Raw genomic sequence first — 20,142 nt, 5'->3', positions numbered from 1 at the left:
GGCTACCTCCTTTGGTTGATGAGGTCCTCGATTATCGAGACGACCTCGTCGATGGTGTGGGCGGTGGAGTCGACGTGCACGGCGTCCTCGGCGGGTACGAGCGGGGCGACCTCGCGACTGCTGTCGAGCTTATCGCGCTGCTTGAGGGCGTTGAGGGTTTCGTCGACCTCGGCCTCCAGCTGCTCTTCGGTGAGCGGCTGGGCGTCGTTTTGGTGGCGCTGCAGAACGCGGCGACGGGCGCGCTCGCGCGGGTCGGCGGTCAGAAAGACCTTGACCTGCGCGTTGGGGAAGACGACGGTGCCGATGTCGCGACCCTCGGCGACGATGTCGCGGTCCTCGGCGGCGCGGCGCTGGTGGATGAGCATGGCTGCGCGCACGCCTGGGTAGGCCGAGACCTTGGACACGTTGGCGTCAACCTGCGGGGTGCGGATGGCAGCCGAGGCGTCCTGGCCGTCGATGGTCAGGCGCGTGTCCTCGCCGGTGCCGTTGGTAAAGCGGATCTCGATCTGCTCGGCGAGGGCGTCGATGGCCGCCTCGTCATCCAGGTCGATGCCGCGGTCGAGCGCTGCGAAGGTGACGGCGCGATACATGGCGCCCGTGTCGAGCTTGTTAAAGCCCAGCTGGCGGGCGATCTCCTTGGCGATGGTGGACTTGCCGGAACCGGCAGGGCCGTCGATGGCGACGATCATGCAATGCTTCCTTTCGGTGGTTGACGTGCTGGTATGGTTCGCGGGCGTTGGGGCGCGGCGGTTTGCCTAGCCCGTGTAGCGCTCGCGGTAGGTGTTGCGCTTGGGTGCGGAGCCGTGGCTGCCGTGGTGACGCGTGCGGCTGGCGGGCGTGTCTTGGGGCTTGCCGCCGCGTATGGCGCTGGCCTGCTTGGGCGGGATACCACCGCTTTTGAGGATCTGCACCTCGCGGTCGGTGAGCTCGCGCCACGATCCCTTGGCCACACCCTCGAGCTCCAGGCCGGCAAAGTTGCAGCGATGTAGACGGATTACCGGATGGTGAATCTTGCTCAACATGCGCTTAACTTGATTCTTGCGACCCTCGCGGATGATGACCTCCACGGCGGTGGTGCCGGGCTTGACGCCTTGCGGAGCCACAGCCTCTGCCTCGCGCGCGGTAATGACGCGGCAGATCGCCGGCTGGCATAGGCCGTCGTCGAGCTCTATGCCGCGACGCAGCGGCTCAAGATCGCGGTCGGTTAGCTGCCCGTCCACGAGTGCCTGGTAGGTCTTGTAGACATGCTTGCTGGGGTGCAGCAGATCCTGCGACAGGTCGCCGTCGGTGGTAAAGAGCAAAAGGCCCGTGGTGTCGCGGTCCAGGCGTCCCACCGGGAAGAGCCCCGGAAAGCGGTCGCGGGGGACCAGGTCGGCCACGCAAGGGCGCTCCTGCGGATCGCTCATGGTGGTGAGGTAGCCGGTCGGCTTGTAGAGCATCAAGTACACGGCGCCCTGGTTGAGCTTGACGGGCATGCCGTCGACCTCGATGTGATCGTGGTCGACGTCGACCTTGGTGCCCAGCTCGGTCGCGACCTGGCCGTTGACGGTCACGCGGCCGGCGGTCATCAGGTCCTCCGAGCCGCGGCGGCTCGCCACGCCCGCACGCGCCAAAAAGCGCTGCAGGCGCATGGTGTGCGGATAGACGGGCTGGGCGTCGCCTGCGGGCGTCGTGGCGCCCGTGGCACTTGCGGTGCACGTCTCACCTACTTCGTTAGTCCTCATCATGCGTGTCCTCCGCAGTGTCGTCGGTGGCCAGGAATTCCTCGCCACCGACCGCCTCGACATCATCAATATCGGTATCGAGCAGCTCGCGCTCTTCGTCCAGGTCCTCGGCTTGCTCCTCGAGCGTGGACTGAATACTGCGGCCGCTCAGGCGCTCGCGGATAAACTGGCGCGACTGCTCGTCGGGGGCAAACTGCTCCAGGTCGGGTAGGTCGCGGGTGGAGCGCAGGCCGAACTTTTCCAAGAAGGCGTTGGTCGTGCCGTAAATGATGGCCTGACCGCGCTCGGGGTCACGGCCGAGCTCGCGCACCAGACCCTTGTCCACGAGCGACGCGATGACGCCGTCTGAGTTGACGCCGCGGATGCCCTTGACCACCTCGCGCGTTACGGGCTGGTGGTATGCGATCACGGCCAGGGTTTCGAGCGCCGCCTGCGACAGCTTTTGCGTGTCCCAGCTCAACACATAGGCCTCGACTACGTCGTGGTAGGCAGGATGCGTGAACAGGCGCCAGCCGCCGGCGACCTCGCGTAGCTGAAAGCCGCGGTTGGCCTCCTCGTACTCAACCTTGAGCTCGGCGAGCAGCGACGCGCACTCGCCGGGGGCGATATCCAGTGCGCCGGCCAGCGCGGGCGCACTTACCGGGTCGCTCGACACCAGCAGCAGCGCCTCGAGGGCACCTTTGAGGCTATTTGCCTCCAGCGTGGAAAGGGTTGACATGGTTGCGGCTCCTATTCAGTGAGCTCGGGGCCCTCGCCGGGCACGTATACCTCGGCTCCCTCGACTCGGTTGATGCAGATGGTTCCGAAGATCTCGTCCTGGCTCAGCGTGAGCGAGCCGCGCTTGGCAAGCTCAAGCATGGCCAGGAAGGTGACGACGAGCTGCTCGGTCGTGGCATCGCCGTCCAGTAGCTCGCGGAAGGTGCAGGTTTGGTGTGCCATGGTAAAGCGGTCGACTGAGGCTACGGTCAGGTCGAGCGGCACGCGATGCGGCGCCACGTGCTCGGCCTCCAGCAGGAAGGTCTGTCGCTTGCCGTCCAGGTCGGCGCAGATGACGGCGAGACCGCGCAGGGTGATGCCTGCCAGGTAGTCGGGCATGAGCCCCAGAAACTCCGGGTCGGGACCGGCCACACGCGGGTGCATGCGGCTTTCGGCCTGCATGCGGGCACCGAGGGCCGCAGCCGCGCCCTTAAACTGCTTGTAGGCAATCAGGCGCTGGATCAGGACCTCGCGCAGGGCGTCGCCGTCGAGCGCGCTGAGTTCCTCGAGGCCTTCGTCGAACTCGTCATCGTCGTCATCGACTTTGCGTGGGGCCTCCTGCGGCACCAGAGAGGCGGCCTTGATGTCCAAAAGGGTTGCCGCGACCAGCAAAAAGTCGCTCGCCACGTCCAGGTCCAGTGCCTCGATGCGCTCGGCCTCGGCAAGGTACTGCTCGGCCACCTCACTGATCGAGATGGCGCCGATATCTACTTTTTGGCGGGTTACCAGCTGCAGCAGCAGGTCGAACGGTCCGCTGTAGACCTGCGTCGACACGCGATACGACATCTTCGACCTCCTTTGACGGCGCCTTCGCGGCGCGGTTTGGGTGCATGTTACGACCGTTTTGCACGGTCGACCTGTTAGTTTACCTTAGATGGCGGCGATTGCGAAGTTAAGCAGCTGCTCAGCGAGCGGATACACGGTAACGTCGAAATAGCGACCGATTACGTCGATGCCGGTCCACATGGGCAGCAGGTACAGCACCAGGATGAGGATGGGCATGGCGTATTGCTGCAGGCGGTAGTAGTTGGCGAGCGCCTTGCCCTTGAGGAAGGGCACGATGATCGACGAGCCGTCGAGCGGCGGGATCGGGATGAGGTTGAAGAACGCGAGTGACAGGTTGACTACGATGAACGTGGCGCCGAAGTTCATGATCTGCGATGCCACGGCAAAGGACATGCTGGTGTAGAGGTTGCCATAGGTCAGGCGCATGAGGGCGGCAGCAAGACACGCGAGTGCGATGTTCGATGCGGGGCCGGCTACGCTCACCAGGACCTCGTCGCGCTTGGGGTGCTTGAGGTTGTTGAGGTAGACGGGTACGGGTTTGGCGAAGGCGAACACCGGGCCACCGGCTGCGAGCATGAGCAGCGGCAGGATGATGGTGCCAAACGGGTCGATATGGTTGAGCGGGTTGAGCGAGACGCGGCCGCGCGAGCGAGCCGTTTTGTCGCCGAGCGCCCAGGCTGCGGCGGCGTGCGCGCTCTCGTGGATCACGATGCCAACGATGACGGCAACGGCACTGGCGAGCAGGTTCATGATGTAGCTGCTGGACATAACGCTCCCCTAGCGGACGCGGCGCGAGGCGCGCGTGAGCAGGTAGTCAATTACAAACAGGATCACAGCGACGATAGCATAATCCAGGCGGAACACACCGCCAAAAGGCGACGTGATGACGCCGTAGCCGGCGATGGCGCTCGGCAGTGCACGCGAAAGCTCAACGACAAAGCCAACGATCTGCAGCTTGGCGGTGAGGCCGCTAAAGCACAGCAGCACGGTCATCGCGCTCATAAAAATGCCGCAGATGCGACAGGCGATGGCGATGATGCTCATCGCCACGGCAGCGGCCTTACGAGAGTTCACGCGCGGTCTCCTCTTCGATCTGGGTGGAAAGCTCCAGCCATTCGTCCTCGAGCTTGGGCAGCTCTTGCTTAAGGCCGTTATATTCCCCCAGCGCGGCGTTGAACTTGTCTTGATCGGCATAAAGCTCTTCGCTTGCCATCAATTCCATAAGCTCGTCATAGCGGGCGCGCTTTTTGTCGAGCTCCGTCTCGATCTTCTTGAGCTGGTTACGCACGCCCTTGAGTTTTTTGTTGAGCGCGGCGCGGGCCTGGGCCTCGGCGCGCTTTTGCTCCTTGGTCTTTTTGCCCTCGGCAGGCTTGGGTGCGGCGGGCGCATCGGACTGGGCCGCGGTGACCTTAGCGGACTTGGCCGCGGCCGGTGCGCTCTCCCCTGCCGCCTCGGCGGCGGCGCGGGCTGCGAGGTCCTCGCGCTTGTAGAGGTAGTAGTCGTAGTCGCCGTCGTAGACCGTGACCTTGCCGTCGCGGATGTCAATGATGCGGTTGGCCACAGCGCGTACCAGGTGCTCGTCGTGGCTGATCAGCACGATGGTGCCGGGGAAGTTTTGCAGGGCGTTCTCGAGCATGTCCACCGAGTCGATGTCCAGGTGGTTGGTTGGCTCGTCCAGGCACAGGAGCGCCTCGGGGGCCACGAGCATCTTGGCCAGTGCCAGACGCGCCTTTTCGCCGCCGGAGAGGACGCGGACCTGCTTTTCGATAGAATCGTTGTCGCTAAACAGGAAGGCGCCCAGCAGGCTGCGCTGTTGCGGCACTGTCCACTTGGGCGTGACGGTGTCGATCTCTTGCAGGACGGTATTGGACTCGGTCATGCCCTCGAGTGCGTGCTGGGCGTAGTAGGCCACGCCCACGTTGGTGCCCAGGTCGCGGGTGCCGGTGGTGGGCGGCTCCAGGCCGGCGAGGATCTTCATGAGGGTGGACTTGCCGGCGCCGTTGGGGCCGACGAGCGCCACGTGCTCGCCGCGGTAGAGCTTGAGGTCGATGTCGCTGTAGATGTGCTTGTCGCCGTAGGACTTGGAGACGCCCTCCAGGCCCACGACCATATCGCCGGAGCGAGGCGGATCGGGGAACTTAAAGTCGATGTGCTTGTGGCCCTCGGGCAGGATGACGAGCTCCTTTTTGATCTGCTCGATCTTGCGGATGCGCTCCTGCGCTTGGGCGGCCTTGGTGGGCTTGTAGCGGAACTTGTCGACGAAAACCTGCATGTGGGCGATGTCCCGCTCCTGCGCGGCACGCTTGGCGCGCATCTGCTCCAGGTTGTCTTCGCGCTGCTTAAGGTAGCTGCTGTAGTTGCCGGTGTAGGTGGTCACGCGGCGGTTCTCGAGTGCGGCCACGTGGTCGACGCAGGCGTCCATGAAGGCGCGGTCGTGGCTGACGATGAGGACGGCGCCGTCGTAGTTGGCGATAAAGCCGCGCAGCCACTGGACGCTCTCGAGGTCCAGATGGTTGGTGGGCTCGTCCAGAAGCAGCAGGTCGGGGTGGCGCAGGAAGAGCTTGGCCAGCGCGATGCGCATCTGCCAGCCGCCGGAGAACTCAGAGCACGGGCGCTCAAAGTCGGTGACCTTAAAGCCCAGGCCGGACAGGATCTTGCGCGCGTTGCTTTCGAGCTCGTAGCCGCCCAGATGCTCAAAGCGGTCCTGGACCTGGCCGTACTCGTTGAGGAGGGCGTCGACGTCCTTGCCCTGCTCGGAGAGCTCGGTGATCTGGGCCTGCAGCTCGTTGGCGCGTTCGCCCATGCGGCGGATTTCCTTGGCGGCGGCCATGACCTCGGCAAGGATGGTGGTGTCCTTTTGCTCCAGATTAGTTTCCTGCTCTAGGTAGCCTACCTGGCAGTCCTTTGCGTACTGGACCTGGCCGGCGTCTGGGCTGTCGATGCCCATGATGATCTTGAGCATGGTGGTTTTGCCGGCGCCGTTGGGTCCCACGAGCGCGAAGCGCTCGCCGGGGTTGATCTGGAAGGACGCGCCGCTAAAGAGGACGCGTGCGCCGAAGCTTTTTTCGATCTTGTCGACCAGGAGGATCATGGTGCCGCCTTTGATCTTGTGTGCCTATATGAAAAAAGGCCCCAACTTGCGTTGGAGCCTCATTCAATGCTCGGGTGGAGACGAGGGGGATCGAACCCCTGACCTCTTGACTGCCAGTCAAGCGCTCTCCCAGCTGAGCTACGCCCCCGTGCGAAGAAGTACTATACGGGAACTCCCCCGCCGATGCAAGGACAATTTTGGAAAAACTTTCCGGAGGCGCGGGCGCCGCTGGGACGAGAGCGCGGCGCGGACTCGAGGGCAAGGGACCCGCGATGCCGGATCCGGCCCGCGGGGCGCGCCCCGCGGGCGGCGGCGCTGCCGCCGCCCTCCTCCCCGGCGCCCCCAGGGCATCTCGGGTTCCGCCGCTCGCCGGTTTTCGCTTCCACCCCACGGGCCGCCATCCGCCCAACGACCATCCCGCCGGCGCCGGGCCCATTATCGGGGCCAATCGCGCTCCCGCCGACCCGGCGATTTCAAAACCATGCCGGTTTACGGGGCCAGGCCGGGAACCCCCGAGCATGCCGTAATCGGTAAAATCAAAACCGCAGGTAGACGACTTGCGCATTCAGCGAAATGCAGGGTATGGACGGCCGGTCCGGGTCCAGCCCCGTAATCCGGCATGGTTTTGAAATGGTTCTTGTCAATCAGCATTAACTATTGCGTGGATTTGACCGAAAACGTTTATCAAGACAATTTCGCAGGCATGTGGAGTGGGAACTTTAGCAAAAAGAAGCCGGGCTATTTGCCCGGCTTCTTGATTCTCTGGTGGGCCCTCCGGGATTCGAACCCAGAACCCAGGGATTATGAGTCCCCTGCGCTAACCGTTGCGCCAAGAGCCCTTATAAAGTGGCACTTACAGTTGGGGTGGCAGAACAGCCTCCAACGCATTGAACCACGTCGTGAAATACTACCATGCACGCGACGCCCATTCAACGCACGATCTTGTCGACCAGGAGGATCATGGTGCCGCCTTTGACCTTGTGTGCCTATATGAAAAAAGGCCCCAACTTGCGTTGGAGCCTCATTCAATGCTCGGGTGGAGACGAGGGGGATCGAACCCCTGACCTCTTGACTGCCAGTCAAGCGCTCTCCCAGCTGAGCTACGCCCCCGTGCGAAGAAGTACTATACGGGAACTCCCCCGCCGATGCAAGGACAATTTTGGAAAAACTTTCCTGGGGCGGCATCGCGGGCAGCCGACCGAGGGCGTCCGGAAGTGAGCAGGGCACCCGTCTAACGACCGATTTCCAGCCAGTTACATAGGATGTTGGCTCGTAACTCAATTTCCGTCGTCTTTTGCGCCTTAGTTTTACACCTATAGCGCAATTCCAGGCGCGAGCAAAGACTTCGCACGATTGCATCAAGCTGCTCGGCATCGTTAAGCATGTCTTGCGTAACCAAGAAGACGTCATACCCCATACTTTGCAGCGCCGTCATGCGTTTGGCATCGTGGTCGAGCACGGCGCCTGATCCGTGGATGACCTCTCCCTGAATCTCCACGATGCCCGCCTTCATTATGGTGGGATTCACGATCACGATATCCCCGTAGCAGACTCTTTGCCCCGCAATGCTCTGAGCCGCTGCGGTAAGCGGCGTAAGGTCGTTAATATATATGTTTCGAAAGCCGGCACCGCCGCGAGAGCGAGGAAGCGATAGCAATAAAATTCCTGCAACCTCAAGCGGAGAAGCTGCTATACCTGTCACCAGCTGAGCGGCGTTGTAAAACTTCGTACCCCACTTTCGTCTTTTCATCTTACTGGCGTACTCATGAAGCTCGTGTAATTCGATGAGCGGCTTCCTCATCCAGAGCGAAGTGCCCTTTAGCCTTATGACCTCCTTCATTTTCTTTTGTCCGTTGGACCCCTTCGCATTTGCCTGTTCTTTGACTTTTATGCGCGCATAAACGCGTTTCCATTGTGGTTCGTCTTGGCTTTCATCGAGGTCAAAGAGGGATTCGGTGGTTGCATTCTCGGCAGCGTCATTGGCTTTATCTAGTTCCGCTTCTGCTGCTACGGTGGGCTCAAAGACTGAGAACCATCCGCAAAATTCGTACATGGCAAGGACAAGATCGGTTGGAGACATAAAGCGCGCCATGGTGAATAGCGTCGCAAGTGGATTGGTAACCCTAAAGCTCATCGTGGTTTCCAGCGTGCTATCAACCCCCGAAGTATCATCACAGTGGATTGTTGTCCGTAATCCCGAATGGTAGTTAACGCCACCTGGCACTGTTGCGGTAACAATCGGGGTCTTGAGGACGTCGACTACAAAGGGCGATTGAGATAGGGCTCGCCAGCCGTCTTCAGGGCTTGGCAGTCTTGGGTAGAGGTCACGGACCTGCGGTGGACAGCGCCAGTAGCGGAATGCGGTGTTTGCGCAGACGATCTCGTCCATATGGGCCTCCCCTAGCTTTGGCTGCGTGCCGTTATGTTTGCAGGTAGACCGATTATCAATGGCGGCATCATGCCGGTAAGTACCGGAAGCTGACCAAATGCCGACAAATAGCTTGACGCATTTCGCCTAAAGATCGCCGTGTGGCACAAATCTGCTGGCAGGCGTTCTGGGGCCGTGGTCCCTATCTCCACATTTGTGCGTGAATCCCATGGCAAATTCAATGAAAGATCGCATGAGCTTTATGCAAAACGCGCGATGACGCCAGTTCAGGAGAAATCAGCTAGAACCGCGTTTAAAATTATCGATTCGATTTTGGTGTCAGATTTGGTGTCAAAAAGAAAAAGGTCAGAGGCTTAACACCTCTGACCTATGTTTTAGATGGTGGGCGATACAAGATTCGAACTTGTGACCCCATCCGTGTGAAGGATATGCTCTACCCCTGAGCCAATCGCCCGTCGCCTTTCGGCAAAAGAGATACTATCATAGCCGCGCGTGGTTTACCAAGAACTTTTTGCCCTCGATTGTAAATTCGTGGGCGTCGGCCGCGCCATGGCAAGCGCCCTAACCAGCAAACCAGCAGCTAAACCACCATTTACCGCTTTATCCACGAGGTCTCGGGGCGGCAGATAAGTCGTGCGTTGTTGTAGGCCATGTCGAGCGTGAGACAGGTGCGCGCGGCGTAGAAGCCATCCTCGCGCTGGATGGTCAGCGCCAGCTCGGGCTTGTCGCCGGTCAGGCACAGCGGTAGGAGTAGCTGGATCCGGCCGCCGTAGAACTGCGGCACCGCGAGCGTGTAGTTGGCTGCGGCGCGGCGGGCGGCCTCGACGACGGCGCCCTCAAAGGCACGGCGCAGCAGCAGCGAGTTGCCCTCCCCCATCAGGCTGGCGGGAATACGCGTAAGGTTTTCCTCGTCGCCCAGAATGTGGTCGATGTTGGAGCGGATGGGAAGGCGGTAGTCAAAGACCAGTTCGGAGGGGTCCTCGGCAAAGCGCACGCGGCACGGCAGGTACTCAAACGAGACCAGCATGGGGTCGCTTTCCTTAAAGAAGCCCTTCAAAAACCAGCGCTGGCGCGCATCGGGCTTGGTGTTGGGCTCAAATAGGCCGTAGATAGTCTCGTAACGGCGTGTGTACAGGCCGGTGTTAAACAGGCAGCGGTCGTCGTCAAACACCAGCGGCAGGTTGGACGGTGCGGTCTGGTCCACGTCGCGCTCGGTGAGGAACACCGCGCGGCTAAACGAAAACGACAGGTAGTTTTTGAGGATGCGGTTGCTGGGACCCCAGTCCTCGGGGTCGGCGAGGTCGACCAGACGGTCGTAGCAGGGCTCGGGGCAAAACGCGAAGTCGTACACATTGCTGCAAAGAGTGCTGGGGAGTTCCATGCGGTGTCCAATCCATTCAATTACCAGCGTGCGGATGGTTTGATTCTATACGGGCGAAGCGCAGTCGTGACACACAACGTAATTTCGCCTAAGCTCTTCCGCGAGATCGGCGCGATAGCGGATTCCGGAAACGAGGTCCTGGATCCAGGCGTAGTACTGGTTATCTTTGGGCTCGGAGCTGTCGGACAGTATGACCGGAGTGCCGGCGAACCTTAGGACGGACAATGCAAAGACAAGGCTGGTGCGTTTGTTGCCGTCCTCAAAGATGTGGTCCTTAACCATGTGATCGGCCACGTAGGTAACCTGGTCAAAGATTTCTGCGAAGCGATCGGCCGGCGATTGGCCGAATATCGTACAGAATGCACCCGCAAGCACGGACTCGACGCGTCCAAGCTCAAGTGCGGCACGGTCGCCCGCGGCGTCGGTCGTATAGCAGCGCCCGACGGTCATCAGCGTGCTGTGTAGACGCATCACAGCCGCGGCCATAGCTTCGAGCGAACCGGCATCGTCGAGTACGAGCGGCGCGAACGGATGCGTGCCCCGCTTCGTGTTCGCCATCATGAGTTCTCCAAGAGCCTCAGTGCGTTGGGCATACCCTCAATGGTCAGCCGAATAGCTTCGTCGATCGACGTGACGCCGTCGAGCAAAATCGGTGATGCTGAATTTGCCACGTGCGCAGTTGATTGATCTTCTTGAGCAACGCAATCAGCGCCGTCATCTTGTTGAACATAGCTCCAAGGCATGTCTGACTCCTCTATAGCTTTACAGACGAAATAGTCTGCGAATCGTACTCCAGAGCGATCGGTTGCCAGATGAGGTCTTCGATGGCGCAGTCTAGGGCATTTGCGAGCGCCAATGCCGAGGAGACCGAGGCGCGGCGCAGGTCGAGCTGGTTCTGTTCGTATAGCTGTATAGCGCGGAGTTTAACTCCCGATTGGGTTGCGAGCTGTTTTTGTGTCAGTCCGGTCGCCTTACGCGCTGCCTTGAGACCTTTTCTGTCTGCCTGGACCTTGTTCCATTTATTGATGACAAGCTCAGCGAATTTATCTTCGGGTGCTTCGTGAAGCGGATGGTACGACCCGATAATCCAATCGAGCGGGGCGACTTCGAATAGGTCGCTAAAACCCAAGCAGCTCGTCCATTGCGTATAGGCCAAAACCCAGCCCGCCCAGTATTCCGGGGAACGATCGAAGGGATAAATCGCCCTGCATTCGGCGGGTTTTAGTCCCGCACGGGCGATAATTTCACACGCGAGCTCGTCGCCTGACATGCCGCAGACAACGCGTGGCACACCGCGCTCAAATTGCTTCATCTCAAGAGAGTTCGAAAGGATTGCCGTCAATTCAAGTGGATTCAACCCTTGGTCACAGAGGGCGAAATCGACTGCCTCACCTAGCGTTCTCATGGCGTCCTCGAGATACATTTCACTGTAGGCGCAGGTCATCTCCCATCATCCCCTCTCGAACGATATCGACGATACGAATCCCCTCAAACGGGTTTTCGGCAAGTAACTCCCGATACTGCGCCCTTGCCGCCTCATCTCGCTCCTTGGCCAATGGACCATACAGAGCTTGCGGCGCACGTTCAAATCCAGCAAAACGAATGTTCTTAAACGCGCGCTCGCTTTTGAGCGCGATCTGCTCCCCTAGGTTGCCGAGCTTCATGGCACGACTCAACTGTTCGACAGTGATTGTATTGTTTACAAACGCCCTGGCATAGCTAAAGTACGAATCATCTGCGCGCCATCCTCTAATCACATCGTAAGCTTCGGTACTAGGTAAGTAATGGTCGTGGAGATATTCACATGTTCCTACGGCGATAGCAGTGTCCTTACGAAAGGAACGGTGCTCAACGAGCAACGCTATCCAATGTAGAACTGAATAGTGCGGTGATAAAAGGTCGAGAACGTTGAGGTCCGCCATATCGAGTTCATATCGATTTGCGAAGCCATCGGCGTCTCCCGAACACGCCCATTCCCTTGCAAGATCAAGGCTCTCTGTGCAATAGAATCCCTGTCCATAGTCGTTATGGACTTTCCCCAGGCCAAACTGGGGAACCTCAATAATCTTCTGAGATCCATGCCATAGTACCATGTGAGCCTCCTAATTGGTATCGCTCTAACGATAGCTTAACATACTATCGCTAGAGCGATACTCGTTTACGAAAAACAATCGTCGACTCTATTCCAGGCTCCACTGCAGGCTCGATATCGTATGAAAAAGAGACGCCTCCAACCAGAACGATCGAAAGCGTCTTCTCGGCGAGCATTTTTTTAGATTGCGTTGGTCGTGCTCTGCGACCAAGATCTTCTCGGTAGGCCTTCTTTTGATTTCGTTGGTCGCGCCTTACGGCCAAACTCTAAAACAAGCATATAAATGAAGGAGAAGCGATGCAAGCCGTGCCTAGAAACCTCGCAACCATGCTCGTTAGCTCAAGTTCCGTTGACGTCGCTTCATATAGTCGCACCTCATCCTGCTCGAGGTTTTTGCGGAAGGCTGGGCGCATGAGCTCTGGTGGGTTGGTGATTATGTCAATCTTTCGCCCAAGTTCCATCTCGAGCTCAAGCGAAAGTTCATATAGCGTGCCGAACGTCATCGTGTCGTCGCAGACTAGACGCAAGTCGATATCGCTTTCGGGTGTTTGCTCGCCACGAGCGAAGGATCCAAATAGATATGCCTCATGAACGTCGTAGTGAGGTAACACGCGAGAGCCGACAGCGGATATGTCGACAAGCGTAATTATGGCTCAATTGCGGTTTAGCAATAGAATGTCAGGGAATCATCACCAAAGGTTTCGCGCCACTTGTCACAAATGTATCGATGGTTCATGGTGATTAGTTTTGAAAGATCCCTGAGATCCTTAGCCGGAATCTTGCTCTCGTTGTTCGCAAGTGTGCATCCGCCATTTTTAGTGAGCCAAAACTTAGTCGAGTTAGCAGCCGCCGTCTTTACCCCTACATGGATGTGAACGGGTTCTCCGTTTTCCGCGATCCAAAAGAACAGAACAAACTGTCCAAAAACAAGAATTCGAGGCATTATGCCACCGCCGGTCCAGCTTTTTGCCGTTCTGCAAGCTCGAAGATAAACGGAGCGTTTGATCTAACGAACTCGGTCAAAAAATCCAGTTCGTCAGTAGAAAATCCTTCGACGTTAAACCATTTGACCGCAGGTAGAAAGCATTCTGCATGGTCAAAACCAAAATCAACCGGGCGCTCGACGGCTACGCGAACGGTCCCGTCGTCTCGTGTTTCTGAGTAGGCAAACTGAGTGCCGTCATCTAGCTGAACATAGCTCCAAAGCATTGCTGCCTCCTTAGTGTTTATATCCAAGTATAAACAGCCGCTTAGATGCAACGTGATGCGAATTGAATTATTCCCATAAGACCTGAACTGCTGATTATTTGTATTACTGAGATTTGAACCACCTCACACTTCAGTGTCTTTTTGGCATGGAAAACCGTCATTGTGCGAAAGTCGGACTTTATGTCAAGGATCGTCTTCAGATTCAAGCGCTCGCATGCTTAACTACTTGCAGGCGCTTGAATCCTATAGATTACCCAAATGCTGCTCAACAGCCTCCATGCCAACCTCCGCATATTTTAGGAGGCCTTGTATATCGTTGTAGTTCTTGGGCAATCGATCTTTTTCAATGCCAGTAATTTTTGCAAATAATTCGATTGTCAGATCGAGTGCGAAGTCGATTAGTTTTTGAATTTCGCCGTAAGTTAAAGGAAGTCGCCTAACAAGCTCATCATATTTCAGTGCTTCCATGTCGCTATGGGCGAAAACCTTATTTCGCTGATCGCGAAGCATGTCAGTTAGTTTACGGAGACTGTTGAGTCGTTTTTTCCATAAATTGGAAAGGTCATGAGTGGTTATACACACAGTAACCATTCTGTAATGATTTCCGAACAGCTTTTCATCTGAGCGTTGTGACTCAACTTCTTTGGGGTAGAAACGCTCCTCGTCCTTTGCCAATGGATGAACGATTGGATTAAGCCTGTCAAAGTTTGGTCGATCATTAAATAAGGAGATTGCAAGTGCGTCGATTTCAGCAGAATGAGACTTGACGTCTTCTATCAAGTTCCCAATACTGACGTCGCTTTTGGCATCAAATAACCGTGCGCAATTCATGAAACAGGATTCGGTTAATGCAAGTTGTGTAAAGCTGAAGAAGCAGCCAGCGCAAATTACTTCATTCTCATAGTCGGAAGATGCTTTAGACAGTTCGCGAAGGATTGCTAGTTTCGTGTTGGCATAAAATGCCTCGTTGTATAGATAGCTGCAACGCTCAAGCAGCTCAAGGAGGCCGGCGTTTAATTCTTTCTTGGCAGCGTCAACTGTATGATCCGATTCGTGGTACATGTTAGATAAATCCTGAGCAATTGTTGTAATAAATTAATCTACTAATGCGTCGTTAAGAATATGGCCTTCTACATAGTCTATCGAAATGGGTGCTTCAGCACCGACATGCGGCAGCCATGAGCACTGTCCCAAGCAGCGAAAGCGCCAAAGAAGCGGCTATCCAGTTGTTGTCGCCGGTCTTGGGGAGTGCCACAGTTGTTGCGGTGGCAGGCTTGGGCTTGACCGTCTTGGCGACCGTGGTCTTGGTTGTCGTGGCCGCGGGTTTCAGCGCGGGATTTTCCGTGGACCCCGTGGTGGGCTCTCCGGCAGCGGGGTTAGCATCGATGGGAGACTTATCCACGCTATCGCCAGGCACAACGACCCCATCGGTCTCCTCCGCCGGCGGCGTGGCCACATCGGGCTCAATCACCACGTGCGCTGCCACGACCCCTGCAGCATCCACCACGCCACCAGCACCAAAGACTCCGTCAGCAGGCGTCACAAACCGCGCGGACACAAGCGACCCGCCCGTGCACGCAACACCGCCGTCGGCACCGGTCGCATCGAGCCACGAGGCATCGACGGAAAGCCGACAGCCGGCCGCACCATCGCCAAGGCCCGCATCCTGCAGATACACGCCATAGGCGCGCACGCCCGCTCCGAACCCGGCGCCCGCGGCAACGACGCGCCCGCCGCCGCGCACGGCCATGTCGCCTGCGATCACGCCGGCAACCGCCTCGTCCGTAATATCGGCCCCGTCCGCCCGGGCATCGACGGTGCAACCGTCCACCACGAGCGCCTGCGAGACGTGGATCCCGCACTGCGAGCCCGATGCCGCCAGGGACCCGGTGCCGCGAAGCGTCAGGCTGCCCCACACCTCCATGCCGCACTGCGTGATGTCCGCATCGGGCGCATTCGACTCCGTCACCGAGTTTTGCCCGGCGAGCGTCACGACCAGGTCGCCGTCGGCGGCGGTGGCGTCGCCCGCGTAGCCGTCAAGCTCCAGATGGCCGGCATCGGTCCAGGCCCAGCCGGGGCCCGACACGCCCGGCTCGCAGTACGTCGCGCCCGCGATAAACAGGCTCTCCGCGCCCACGGCACAAGAAGGCCCGCCCAGCAAAACGCATAGGCAGGCCATGGCAGCGATCGCGATGTGATGACGGCCGGTGTGGGACTCGGCGGCAAACATAGCCGCTCCGATCTTCGCAGGAGCCAATAGAATATGCACCCGAAAAATGCCCTGGTAGCAGCACCTATTAGTTTAGCGAGATCGATGCGGGAGCAAAGAGAAATCGCGTGGGCAATGTCCACAATTAGGTGTAAATCGTTTTGCCAGCCGGTGAAAGGGAGAATCAGCTTCCGAATTCGCCCTTCACGTTTCTGATGATGTTGTTTGATAAATGGTTCCGATAGTCCATAAAAGATGGTTCATAATAGATTTAGATGAAAAACCTTCGGATTTGTAAGGCGGGGTCGCTGAGACGGTACCGCCTAGTTTTATCAGCGTGCGCCTAACGATCGAGATCACATTCTCCCTCGCGCGCGAAGAAGTCTTGCCCTGCGAAGACTATGATCGGTTGGACAGGCCCGGCGTATATCGCGTACTTCCGTAGTTTTTCTTCGGAATATCCGTATTAAAAATACGGGCAAATTGACCAATTTGCTAAGCTACTTTATCCTGTGTTTCAAATAGACTCAGAAAGCAGAGGAGCCGTGCCATGCTCAAGAAGTTTTCGGTTTCAAATTTCAAGTGCTTCAATAAGCGAATTACATTTGATCTATCCGATCCCGCCAACTATTCATTCAATCAACAGGTAATTCAGGATGGCATTAAGGCAAAGGGCATCATATATGGTGCGAATGGCAGTGGAAAGTCCAATTTCGCCCTCGCGATATTCGACATTGTTCTGCATCTGACCGACAAGGAAAAGCTGCTCAAAAAATACTCGCCATACCGGTGCCTTAATTCAAAGAGTTCAATTACAGAGTTTCAATACGATTTTGTCTTCGACAATATCGAGGTCGTATACCGCTACGGGAAAACCGACCCACAGACGCTTGTATACGAGAGTCTGTACATTGCTGGCGTGGAGGTCTTGAGCTACAGGTTCGACGCTCAAACGGGCCATGTTGACCTGCCGGGCGCCGAGTCCCTCTCGCTTTCTACCGATCTCCCCACTGAGTCCGACAGGCTGTCGCGTGTCAAATATGTCAAGAGCAATGCAATACTGCGAGATGAGCCGTCTGCCAGGGCGTTTAGAGCCTTCACCTCCTTTGTCGACAACATGCTCATGTTCTACTCGCTCGATGAGCGTGGATATCAGGGGCTTTCGGTTGGCTCGGATATCTTTACCCAGGGCATTATTCGCGAAGGAAAGATGGAGGACTTCCAAGAATTCTTGCGCCAGCAGGGAATCTCCCTGAACCTCGTATCCGTGGACGTGAATGGAGTTCCCGAGCTTTATTGCAGGTTCGAGGGCGGTACCGTTCCGTTTGCGTCGGTCGCCTCGACAGGCACCATGTCACTTGCTCTGTACTACTACTGGTATATCAAGATGAGCAAGGCTTCCTTGGTCTTTATCGATGAATTCGATGCCTTTTATCACTTTGAATTGTCCCGGTCGATCGTGGAGATGCTACGGGACCTTGAGGGTGTCCAGGTTTTCATTACGACGCACAACACGGACCTTTTGACGAACGACCTCATGCGTCCCGATGTCTATTTCATTCTCAAGGAGGGGGAGATTCGCTCGCTGGAAAAGCTAACACCCAAGGAGCTCAGATTGGCGCATAACCTCCAGAAGATGTTTAAGGCCGGTGCTTTCGATGGCTAGCCCGGTCACGCTCTTCATCGTTGAAGGAGAGTCGCGTGACCTGCGCTTTGCGGAGAAGATGAAGGATCTTTTTCTGAAAGGGAGAGATGACCTGAGGGTGATCTGTCTGCCAGCGGCGCAGAACATCTACATGCTTTACGAGCGGCTTGCAGAGGAGGACTTCGATCTGGATGTTGTGGAGGTACTGAGAGAAACGGTGCCTTCTGCTGAAAATGTCTAGAGGGCGTGGAGAGGGATTCTGTTGATGAGGTCTTTCTCTTCTTTGACTACGACTCTCATCAGAACAATGCGCCTGGATGCGAGTCCGATGCCCTTGTGGAGGCGATGCTCCTCGCATTCGATAACGAGCACGAGAGCGGAAAGCTCTATATAAGCTACCCGATGGTCGAGGCACTGTACGATTATCGCGCAGGGCAGTGCCAGGCGCATTCAGGCTGTTTTGTTGACAACTCGGAAATCGCTCAATATAAAAATAAGTCGGGAGAGGGAAACGTTAACGTGGGGAAGCACATGGAGCTTCCCCAATGGAAAGATGCAATCGCTGCCTTCGTATTGAGATGCAAGTGCCTGCTCGGTCTCGATGAGGTTTCATTTGAGACGTATCGAGAGCTGGTTACGGTCGATGCGATCTTCCGCGAGGAGAAAAGGATGCGGATCGAGGACGGTTCGGTGTTTGTGCTATCGGCTTTTCCAGAGTTTCTGCTCGACTATTTCGGTGATAAGTTCTTTAATTCCATGGCTCCGATGCGCCACCTTAAGTTCGATGATTGCCCCCGAGGAAATGGATGAGACGCAATTAATCTCGCGGGTACAGGTTCTCCTGTCTAAATTGTGAACTCGGCATAAGAGACGTTGTTGGCCATGCCCCGGACAGCATCCAGTCGATGATGTTCTCTTGCCTGATGCCGCCGCGACCTCCCACGTCAACGCGGTCGAGCGTGAGCGGGGTCTTCGGATAGTTGTTCCGAATCGCCTGCAGCGGCGCGAGCTCGGGAAAGTACCTCACTATCAGCTTCCCCCACTCCGACTTCGGGTTCACGCAGGTGATGTGGAACCCGTTAAGCCCAGCTTGGACAAGCTGTTAGGAGACTGGCATTTCGCCTGCGTCGATCTCGAGAGGATCGGCGACAAGGTTGCGAACAAGGACTGGAAAGGTCATTATGAGGGGTAAATAAGATGACAGACAACACGTATTCGGGAACTCTAAAATTCAAAGATGTTGATATTGTCTTTGTGTTCGATGGCTCTGAGGTTGTTCTCATCCCGCCCAAAGAACGCAAGAATGACATTATGTGGGGTTGGCTAAAAAAAGAAATTTGCCCCGGTGTGTATACATCCGGCGACCCTTTGACTGTTGATGTGCCTTATCTTGACGGCTTCTGCAACGAGACAAGCAAGCGATTGATCTTTTTGACCAGGGAGGAATCGACTGTCGGAAGTCGAAATTCGACTCTGTATATCAACGTTGCTGGGTATCTGGAATGTAGCCCGAATACCAATGGTTTTTGCAGGATGACTCTATCCGGCAGGGCCTTGAATTACATTCATCCGGTTAATAGGGCATTCTCGCAGGTATTTGATTCTGACGACCTTACAGAAAAGGGAATCATCTCTATCAGGACAAATGGATTCGACAGAACTTCGACCGTGAAGAGAGCATTTCGCTTTGAGGGCAGAGATATCGCGGCGTATTTCTCAGTTGGGTGGACATGCAGTATGAAAATTAGTACTCCACCCATCACCCTTAATTCCAGCATGATTTTCGAGTTTGATGAAACGGACGATTACTGGTTTTTCTATCGCCTGTGGCATGCAGCAGAAGACTTCCTCAAATATCTGACATTCAGCAAAAACACACTAATTGAGGATTGCAGCCTGCAGGCTATGTACGACGACTCGCATTACCCCAGCACAGCTGAATTCAAGCTAGCGAGATCCTCAGAGCCATTTGATACCAAGCCTCTTGAAAAAGGTCGATATATTCAGCTGTCTTTGCTGGACCCGTATGAGATTAAAATGTTTGGAGCGATTGCAGACGGAGAAATCTACCTAAGGCATATTCCTGAAACATACGAAAAGGGACATACGCTCGATGCATCGGACTTCGTGCTGACTTCCGCAGCATTTGAATGGGAATTTGACCAAGCGTATCCAAGCGGAGTTGTCAAATCAGAAGCTCGAGTGGCTGCTGAGCAACGAGCATCAGCTCAGATGGATGAATGCATTAACCAAAGCTCCGGAAAAGCTAAAAAGATATTGAAATATGCAAAGAAGAGCATCGGCTTTAGCAATCTGGAATCGAAGATAGTACAGGCTGGTCGAGATTTTCATGAAATGATTGGGGTATTTGGGGAAGGTCTATACAAAAGGAATGATGAGGAATTTTCCTACGAAGTCATTGGAAGCAGGCTGGCTGAGCAAAGAAATGACTTTGCCCATGGAAACATTGACAAGGATTTCAAAGGTGCTGCCATTCTTGATTTGCTGCTTCTACGCTATCTTGTCTATGCAATGCAGCTGAAGCGCATCGGTGTCTCAGCTGCAAATACTCGCAGAGCGATAAATGAGCTATTTGGCTTAATGTATTACCTCCCTGCAGAAGACGGTGACACAGAGACGGTGGCCAAGAACACTGAGATAAATGAGCCGAACAACGAAACCGAAGGCAATGCAGACGAAATCGTAGAGGCGGAATAGAATGGTTCCCGACTGCTGACGCTCCTATTTGGCAAGGTGTTTTTTAGAATCCATTTTGCGCTCGGCCTCGAAGGCTTGCCTGTCCCAATCGAGCGGAAGTCCGGCCTCGACCCATGCCTCGTAGGCCCTCCTTATGGGCTTG

21 protein-coding genes and 4 tRNA genes are annotated in these 20,142 nt (G+C 56.4%); 4 read left to right on the top strand and 21 right to left on the bottom strand.

The window, feature by feature from the left end:
* Positions 1–2: 2 nt before the first annotated feature.
* From cmk to AAAX75_RS03970, 20 genes are all read right to left on the bottom strand, one after another.
* Positions 3–689, bottom strand: coding sequence for a (d)CMP kinase (gene cmk, locus AAAX75_RS04065; RefSeq protein ID WP_349091193.1), 687 nt, complete (start codon positions 687–689; stop codon positions 3–5).
* A 66-nt stretch (positions 690–755) separates the two neighbouring features.
* Positions 756–1,727, bottom strand: a complete 972-nt coding sequence (locus tag AAAX75_RS04060; RefSeq protein ID WP_349091192.1) for a pseudouridine synthase — start codon at positions 1,725–1,727, stop codon at positions 756–758.
* On the bottom strand, positions 1,714–2,442 hold the full coding sequence (gene scpB / locus AAAX75_RS04055; RefSeq protein ID WP_138112574.1) for an SMC-Scp complex subunit ScpB: 729 nt from the start codon (positions 2,440–2,442) through the stop codon (positions 1,714–1,716). The genes AAAX75_RS04060 and scpB overlap by 14 nt, the downstream gene beginning before the upstream one ends.
* An 11-nt stretch (positions 2,443–2,453) precedes the next feature.
* Positions 2,454–3,266, bottom strand: a complete 813-nt coding sequence (locus AAAX75_RS04050) for a segregation/condensation protein A (RefSeq protein WP_349091191.1) — start codon at positions 3,264–3,266, stop codon at positions 2,454–2,456.
* A gap of 84 nt (positions 3,267–3,350) precedes the next feature.
* Positions 3,351–4,034 carry a site-2 protease family protein gene (locus AAAX75_RS04045; RefSeq protein WP_138112570.1) on the bottom strand — a complete coding sequence of 228 codons (684 nt, stop codon included), beginning with the start codon at positions 4,032–4,034 and terminating at the stop codon, positions 3,351–3,353.
* A 9-nt stretch (positions 4,035–4,043) separates the two neighbouring features.
* Positions 4,044–4,340 carry a hypothetical protein gene (locus AAAX75_RS04040; protein WP_168170409.1) on the bottom strand — a complete coding sequence of 99 codons (297 nt, stop codon included), beginning with the start codon at positions 4,338–4,340 and terminating at the stop codon, positions 4,044–4,046.
* Positions 4,327–6,357, bottom strand: coding sequence for an ABC-F family ATP-binding cassette domain-containing protein (locus tag AAAX75_RS04035; protein ID WP_349091190.1), 2,031 nt, complete (start codon positions 6,355–6,357; stop codon positions 4,327–4,329). Before AAAX75_RS04035 ends, AAAX75_RS04040 begins: the two co-directional genes overlap by 14 nt.
* Positions 6,358–6,432: 75 nt before the next feature.
* Positions 6,433–6,505, bottom strand: a tRNA-Ala gene (locus AAAX75_RS04030).
* Positions 6,506–7,120: 615 nt separating this feature from the next.
* A tRNA-Ile gene (locus AAAX75_RS04025) sits at positions 7,121–7,196 on the bottom strand.
* 198 nt (positions 7,197–7,394) lie between these two features.
* Positions 7,395–7,467 (bottom strand) — tRNA-Ala (locus AAAX75_RS04020).
* Between the two features lie 121 nt (positions 7,468–7,588).
* Positions 7,589–8,746 carry a hypothetical protein gene (locus AAAX75_RS04015; protein WP_349091189.1) on the bottom strand — a complete coding sequence of 386 codons (1,158 nt, stop codon included), beginning with the start codon at positions 8,744–8,746 and terminating at the stop codon, positions 7,589–7,591.
* A gap of 379 nt (positions 8,747–9,125) precedes the next feature.
* Positions 9,126–9,200: transfer RNA gene (locus AAAX75_RS04010), tRNA-Val, on the bottom strand.
* A 138-nt stretch (positions 9,201–9,338) separates the two neighbouring features.
* Positions 9,339–10,127, bottom strand: a complete 789-nt coding sequence (locus AAAX75_RS04005; protein ID WP_195644992.1) for a DUF3825 domain-containing protein — start codon at positions 10,125–10,127, stop codon at positions 9,339–9,341.
* 45 nt (positions 10,128–10,172) lie between these two features.
* A complete protein-coding gene (locus tag AAAX75_RS04000) occupies positions 10,173–10,685 on the bottom strand; it encodes a Fic family protein (protein ID WP_349091188.1) in 513 nt (170 codons plus the stop codon).
* A complete protein-coding gene (locus AAAX75_RS03995; protein ID WP_349091187.1) occupies positions 10,685–10,870 on the bottom strand; it encodes a hypothetical protein in 186 nt (61 codons plus the stop codon). The genes AAAX75_RS04000 and AAAX75_RS03995 overlap by 1 nt, the downstream gene beginning before the upstream one ends.
* Positions 10,871–10,881: 11 nt before the next feature.
* Positions 10,882–11,571 (bottom strand): helix-turn-helix transcriptional regulator, encoded by a 690-nt coding sequence (locus AAAX75_RS03990; protein WP_349091186.1) that lies wholly within the window; start codon positions 11,569–11,571, stop codon positions 10,882–10,884.
* Positions 11,552–12,220, bottom strand: coding sequence for a DUF3990 domain-containing protein (locus tag AAAX75_RS03985; RefSeq protein WP_349091184.1), 669 nt, complete (start codon positions 12,218–12,220; stop codon positions 11,552–11,554). Before AAAX75_RS03985 ends, AAAX75_RS03990 begins: the two co-directional genes overlap by 20 nt.
* Before the next feature lie 941 nt (positions 12,221–13,161).
* Positions 13,162–13,428: a hypothetical protein gene (locus AAAX75_RS03980; protein WP_055287420.1), complete on the bottom strand. Its 267-nt coding sequence runs from the start codon at positions 13,426–13,428 to the stop codon at positions 13,162–13,164.
* Positions 13,429–13,671: 243 nt separating this feature from the next.
* Positions 13,672–14,490, bottom strand: coding sequence for a hypothetical protein (locus tag AAAX75_RS03975; protein ID WP_118267984.1), 819 nt, complete (start codon positions 14,488–14,490; stop codon positions 13,672–13,674).
* A 94-nt stretch (positions 14,491–14,584) separates the two neighbouring features.
* A complete protein-coding gene (locus AAAX75_RS03970) occupies positions 14,585–15,658 on the bottom strand; it encodes a hypothetical protein (protein ID WP_349091183.1) in 1,074 nt (357 codons plus the stop codon).
* Positions 15,659–16,187: 529 nt separating this feature from the next.
* On the opposite strand from AAAX75_RS03970, the gene AAAX75_RS03965 reads away from it, so the two are divergent.
* From AAAX75_RS03965 to AAAX75_RS03955, 3 genes are read left to right on the top strand one after another with little or no spacing between them, the layout of a single operon-like run.
* Complete coding sequence (locus AAAX75_RS03965) at positions 16,188–17,303, top strand: ATP-binding protein (RefSeq protein ID WP_118267980.1); 1,116 nt, start codon at positions 16,188–16,190, stop codon at positions 17,301–17,303.
* Positions 17,296–17,523, top strand: a complete 228-nt coding sequence (locus tag AAAX75_RS03960; protein ID WP_349091181.1) for a hypothetical protein — start codon at positions 17,296–17,298, stop codon at positions 17,521–17,523. Before AAAX75_RS03965 ends, AAAX75_RS03960 begins: the two co-directional genes overlap by 8 nt.
* 5 nt (positions 17,524–17,528) lie before the next feature.
* Positions 17,529–18,092, top strand: coding sequence for a hypothetical protein (locus AAAX75_RS03955; protein ID WP_349091180.1), 564 nt, complete (start codon positions 17,529–17,531; stop codon positions 18,090–18,092).
* A gap of 7 nt (positions 18,093–18,099) precedes the next feature.
* On the opposite strand, the gene AAAX75_RS03950 is transcribed toward AAAX75_RS03955, so the two are convergent.
* Positions 18,100–18,309 carry a hypothetical protein gene (locus AAAX75_RS03950; protein WP_147357156.1) on the bottom strand — a complete coding sequence of 70 codons (210 nt, stop codon included), beginning with the start codon at positions 18,307–18,309 and terminating at the stop codon, positions 18,100–18,102.
* 170 nt (positions 18,310–18,479) lie between these two features.
* Here AAAX75_RS03950 and AAAX75_RS03945 point away from each other — a divergent pair, with 170 nt between their 5' ends.
* Positions 18,480–20,000, top strand: a complete 1,521-nt coding sequence (locus AAAX75_RS03945; RefSeq protein WP_349091179.1) for a hypothetical protein — start codon at positions 18,480–18,482, stop codon at positions 19,998–20,000.
* The last annotated feature ends 142 nt before the right edge of the window (positions 20,001–20,142 follow it).

Source organism: Collinsella sp. CLA-ER-H7 (genome assembly GCF_040092345.1).
In the GTDB taxonomy this organism is placed as follows: Bacteria; Actinomycetota; Coriobacteriia; order Coriobacteriales; family Coriobacteriaceae; genus Collinsella.
Note: the sequence above shows the minus strand (reverse complement) of the source record. Positions and strands in the feature narration are given on the sequence as shown.

Bases quoted from the DNA above. Each gene is read 5' to 3' on its own strand.
- cmk (WP_349091193.1), bottom strand. From the start codon at position 689: ATGATCGTCGCCATCGACGGCCCTGCCGGTTCCGGCAAGTCCACCATC.
- AAAX75_RS04060 (WP_349091192.1), bottom strand. From the start codon at position 1,727: ATGATGAGGACTAACGAAGTAGGTGAGACGTGCACCGCAAGTGCCACG.
- scpB (WP_138112574.1), bottom strand. From the start codon at position 2,442: ATGTCAACCCTTTCCACGCTGGAGGCAAATAGCCTCAAAGGTGCCCTC.
- AAAX75_RS04050 (WP_349091191.1), bottom strand. From the start codon at position 3,266: ATGTCGTATCGCGTGTCGACGCAGGTCTACAGCGGACCGTTCGACCTG.
- AAAX75_RS04045 (WP_138112570.1), bottom strand. From the start codon at position 4,034: ATGTCCAGCAGCTACATCATGAACCTGCTCGCCAGTGCCGTTGCCGTC.
- AAAX75_RS04035 (WP_349091190.1), bottom strand. From the start codon at position 6,357: ATGATCCTCCTGGTCGACAAGATCGAAAAAAGCTTCGGCGCACGCGTC.
- AAAX75_RS04015 (WP_349091189.1), bottom strand. From the start codon at position 8,746: ATGGACGAGATCGTCTGCGCAAACACCGCATTCCGCTACTGGCGCTGT.
- AAAX75_RS04005 (WP_195644992.1), bottom strand. From the start codon at position 10,127: ATGGAACTCCCCAGCACTCTTTGCAGCAATGTGTACGACTTCGCGTTT.
- AAAX75_RS04000 (WP_349091188.1), bottom strand. From the start codon at position 10,685: ATGGCGAACACGAAGCGGGGCACGCATCCGTTCGCGCCGCTCGTACTC.
- AAAX75_RS03995 (WP_349091187.1), bottom strand. From the start codon at position 10,870: ATGCCTTGGAGCTATGTTCAACAAGATGACGGCGCTGATTGCGTTGCT.
- AAAX75_RS03990 (WP_349091186.1), bottom strand. From the start codon at position 11,571: ATGACCTGCGCCTACAGTGAAATGTATCTCGAGGACGCCATGAGAACG.
- AAAX75_RS03985 (WP_349091184.1), bottom strand. From the start codon at position 12,220: ATGGTACTATGGCATGGATCTCAGAAGATTATTGAGGTTCCCCAGTTT.
- AAAX75_RS03980 (WP_055287420.1), bottom strand. From the start codon at position 13,428: ATGCTTTGGAGCTATGTTCAGCTAGATGACGGCACTCAGTTTGCCTAC.
- AAAX75_RS03975 (WP_118267984.1), bottom strand. From the start codon at position 14,490: ATGTACCACGAATCGGATCATACAGTTGACGCTGCCAAGAAAGAATTA.
- AAAX75_RS03970 (WP_349091183.1), bottom strand. From the start codon at position 15,658: ATGTTTGCCGCCGAGTCCCACACCGGCCGTCATCACATCGCGATCGCT.
- AAAX75_RS03965 (WP_118267980.1), top strand. From the start codon at position 16,188: ATGCTCAAGAAGTTTTCGGTTTCAAATTTCAAGTGCTTCAATAAGCGA.
- AAAX75_RS03960 (WP_349091181.1), top strand. From the start codon at position 17,296: ATGGCTAGCCCGGTCACGCTCTTCATCGTTGAAGGAGAGTCGCGTGAC.
- AAAX75_RS03945 (WP_349091179.1), top strand. From the start codon at position 18,480: ATGACAGACAACACGTATTCGGGAACTCTAAAATTCAAAGATGTTGAT.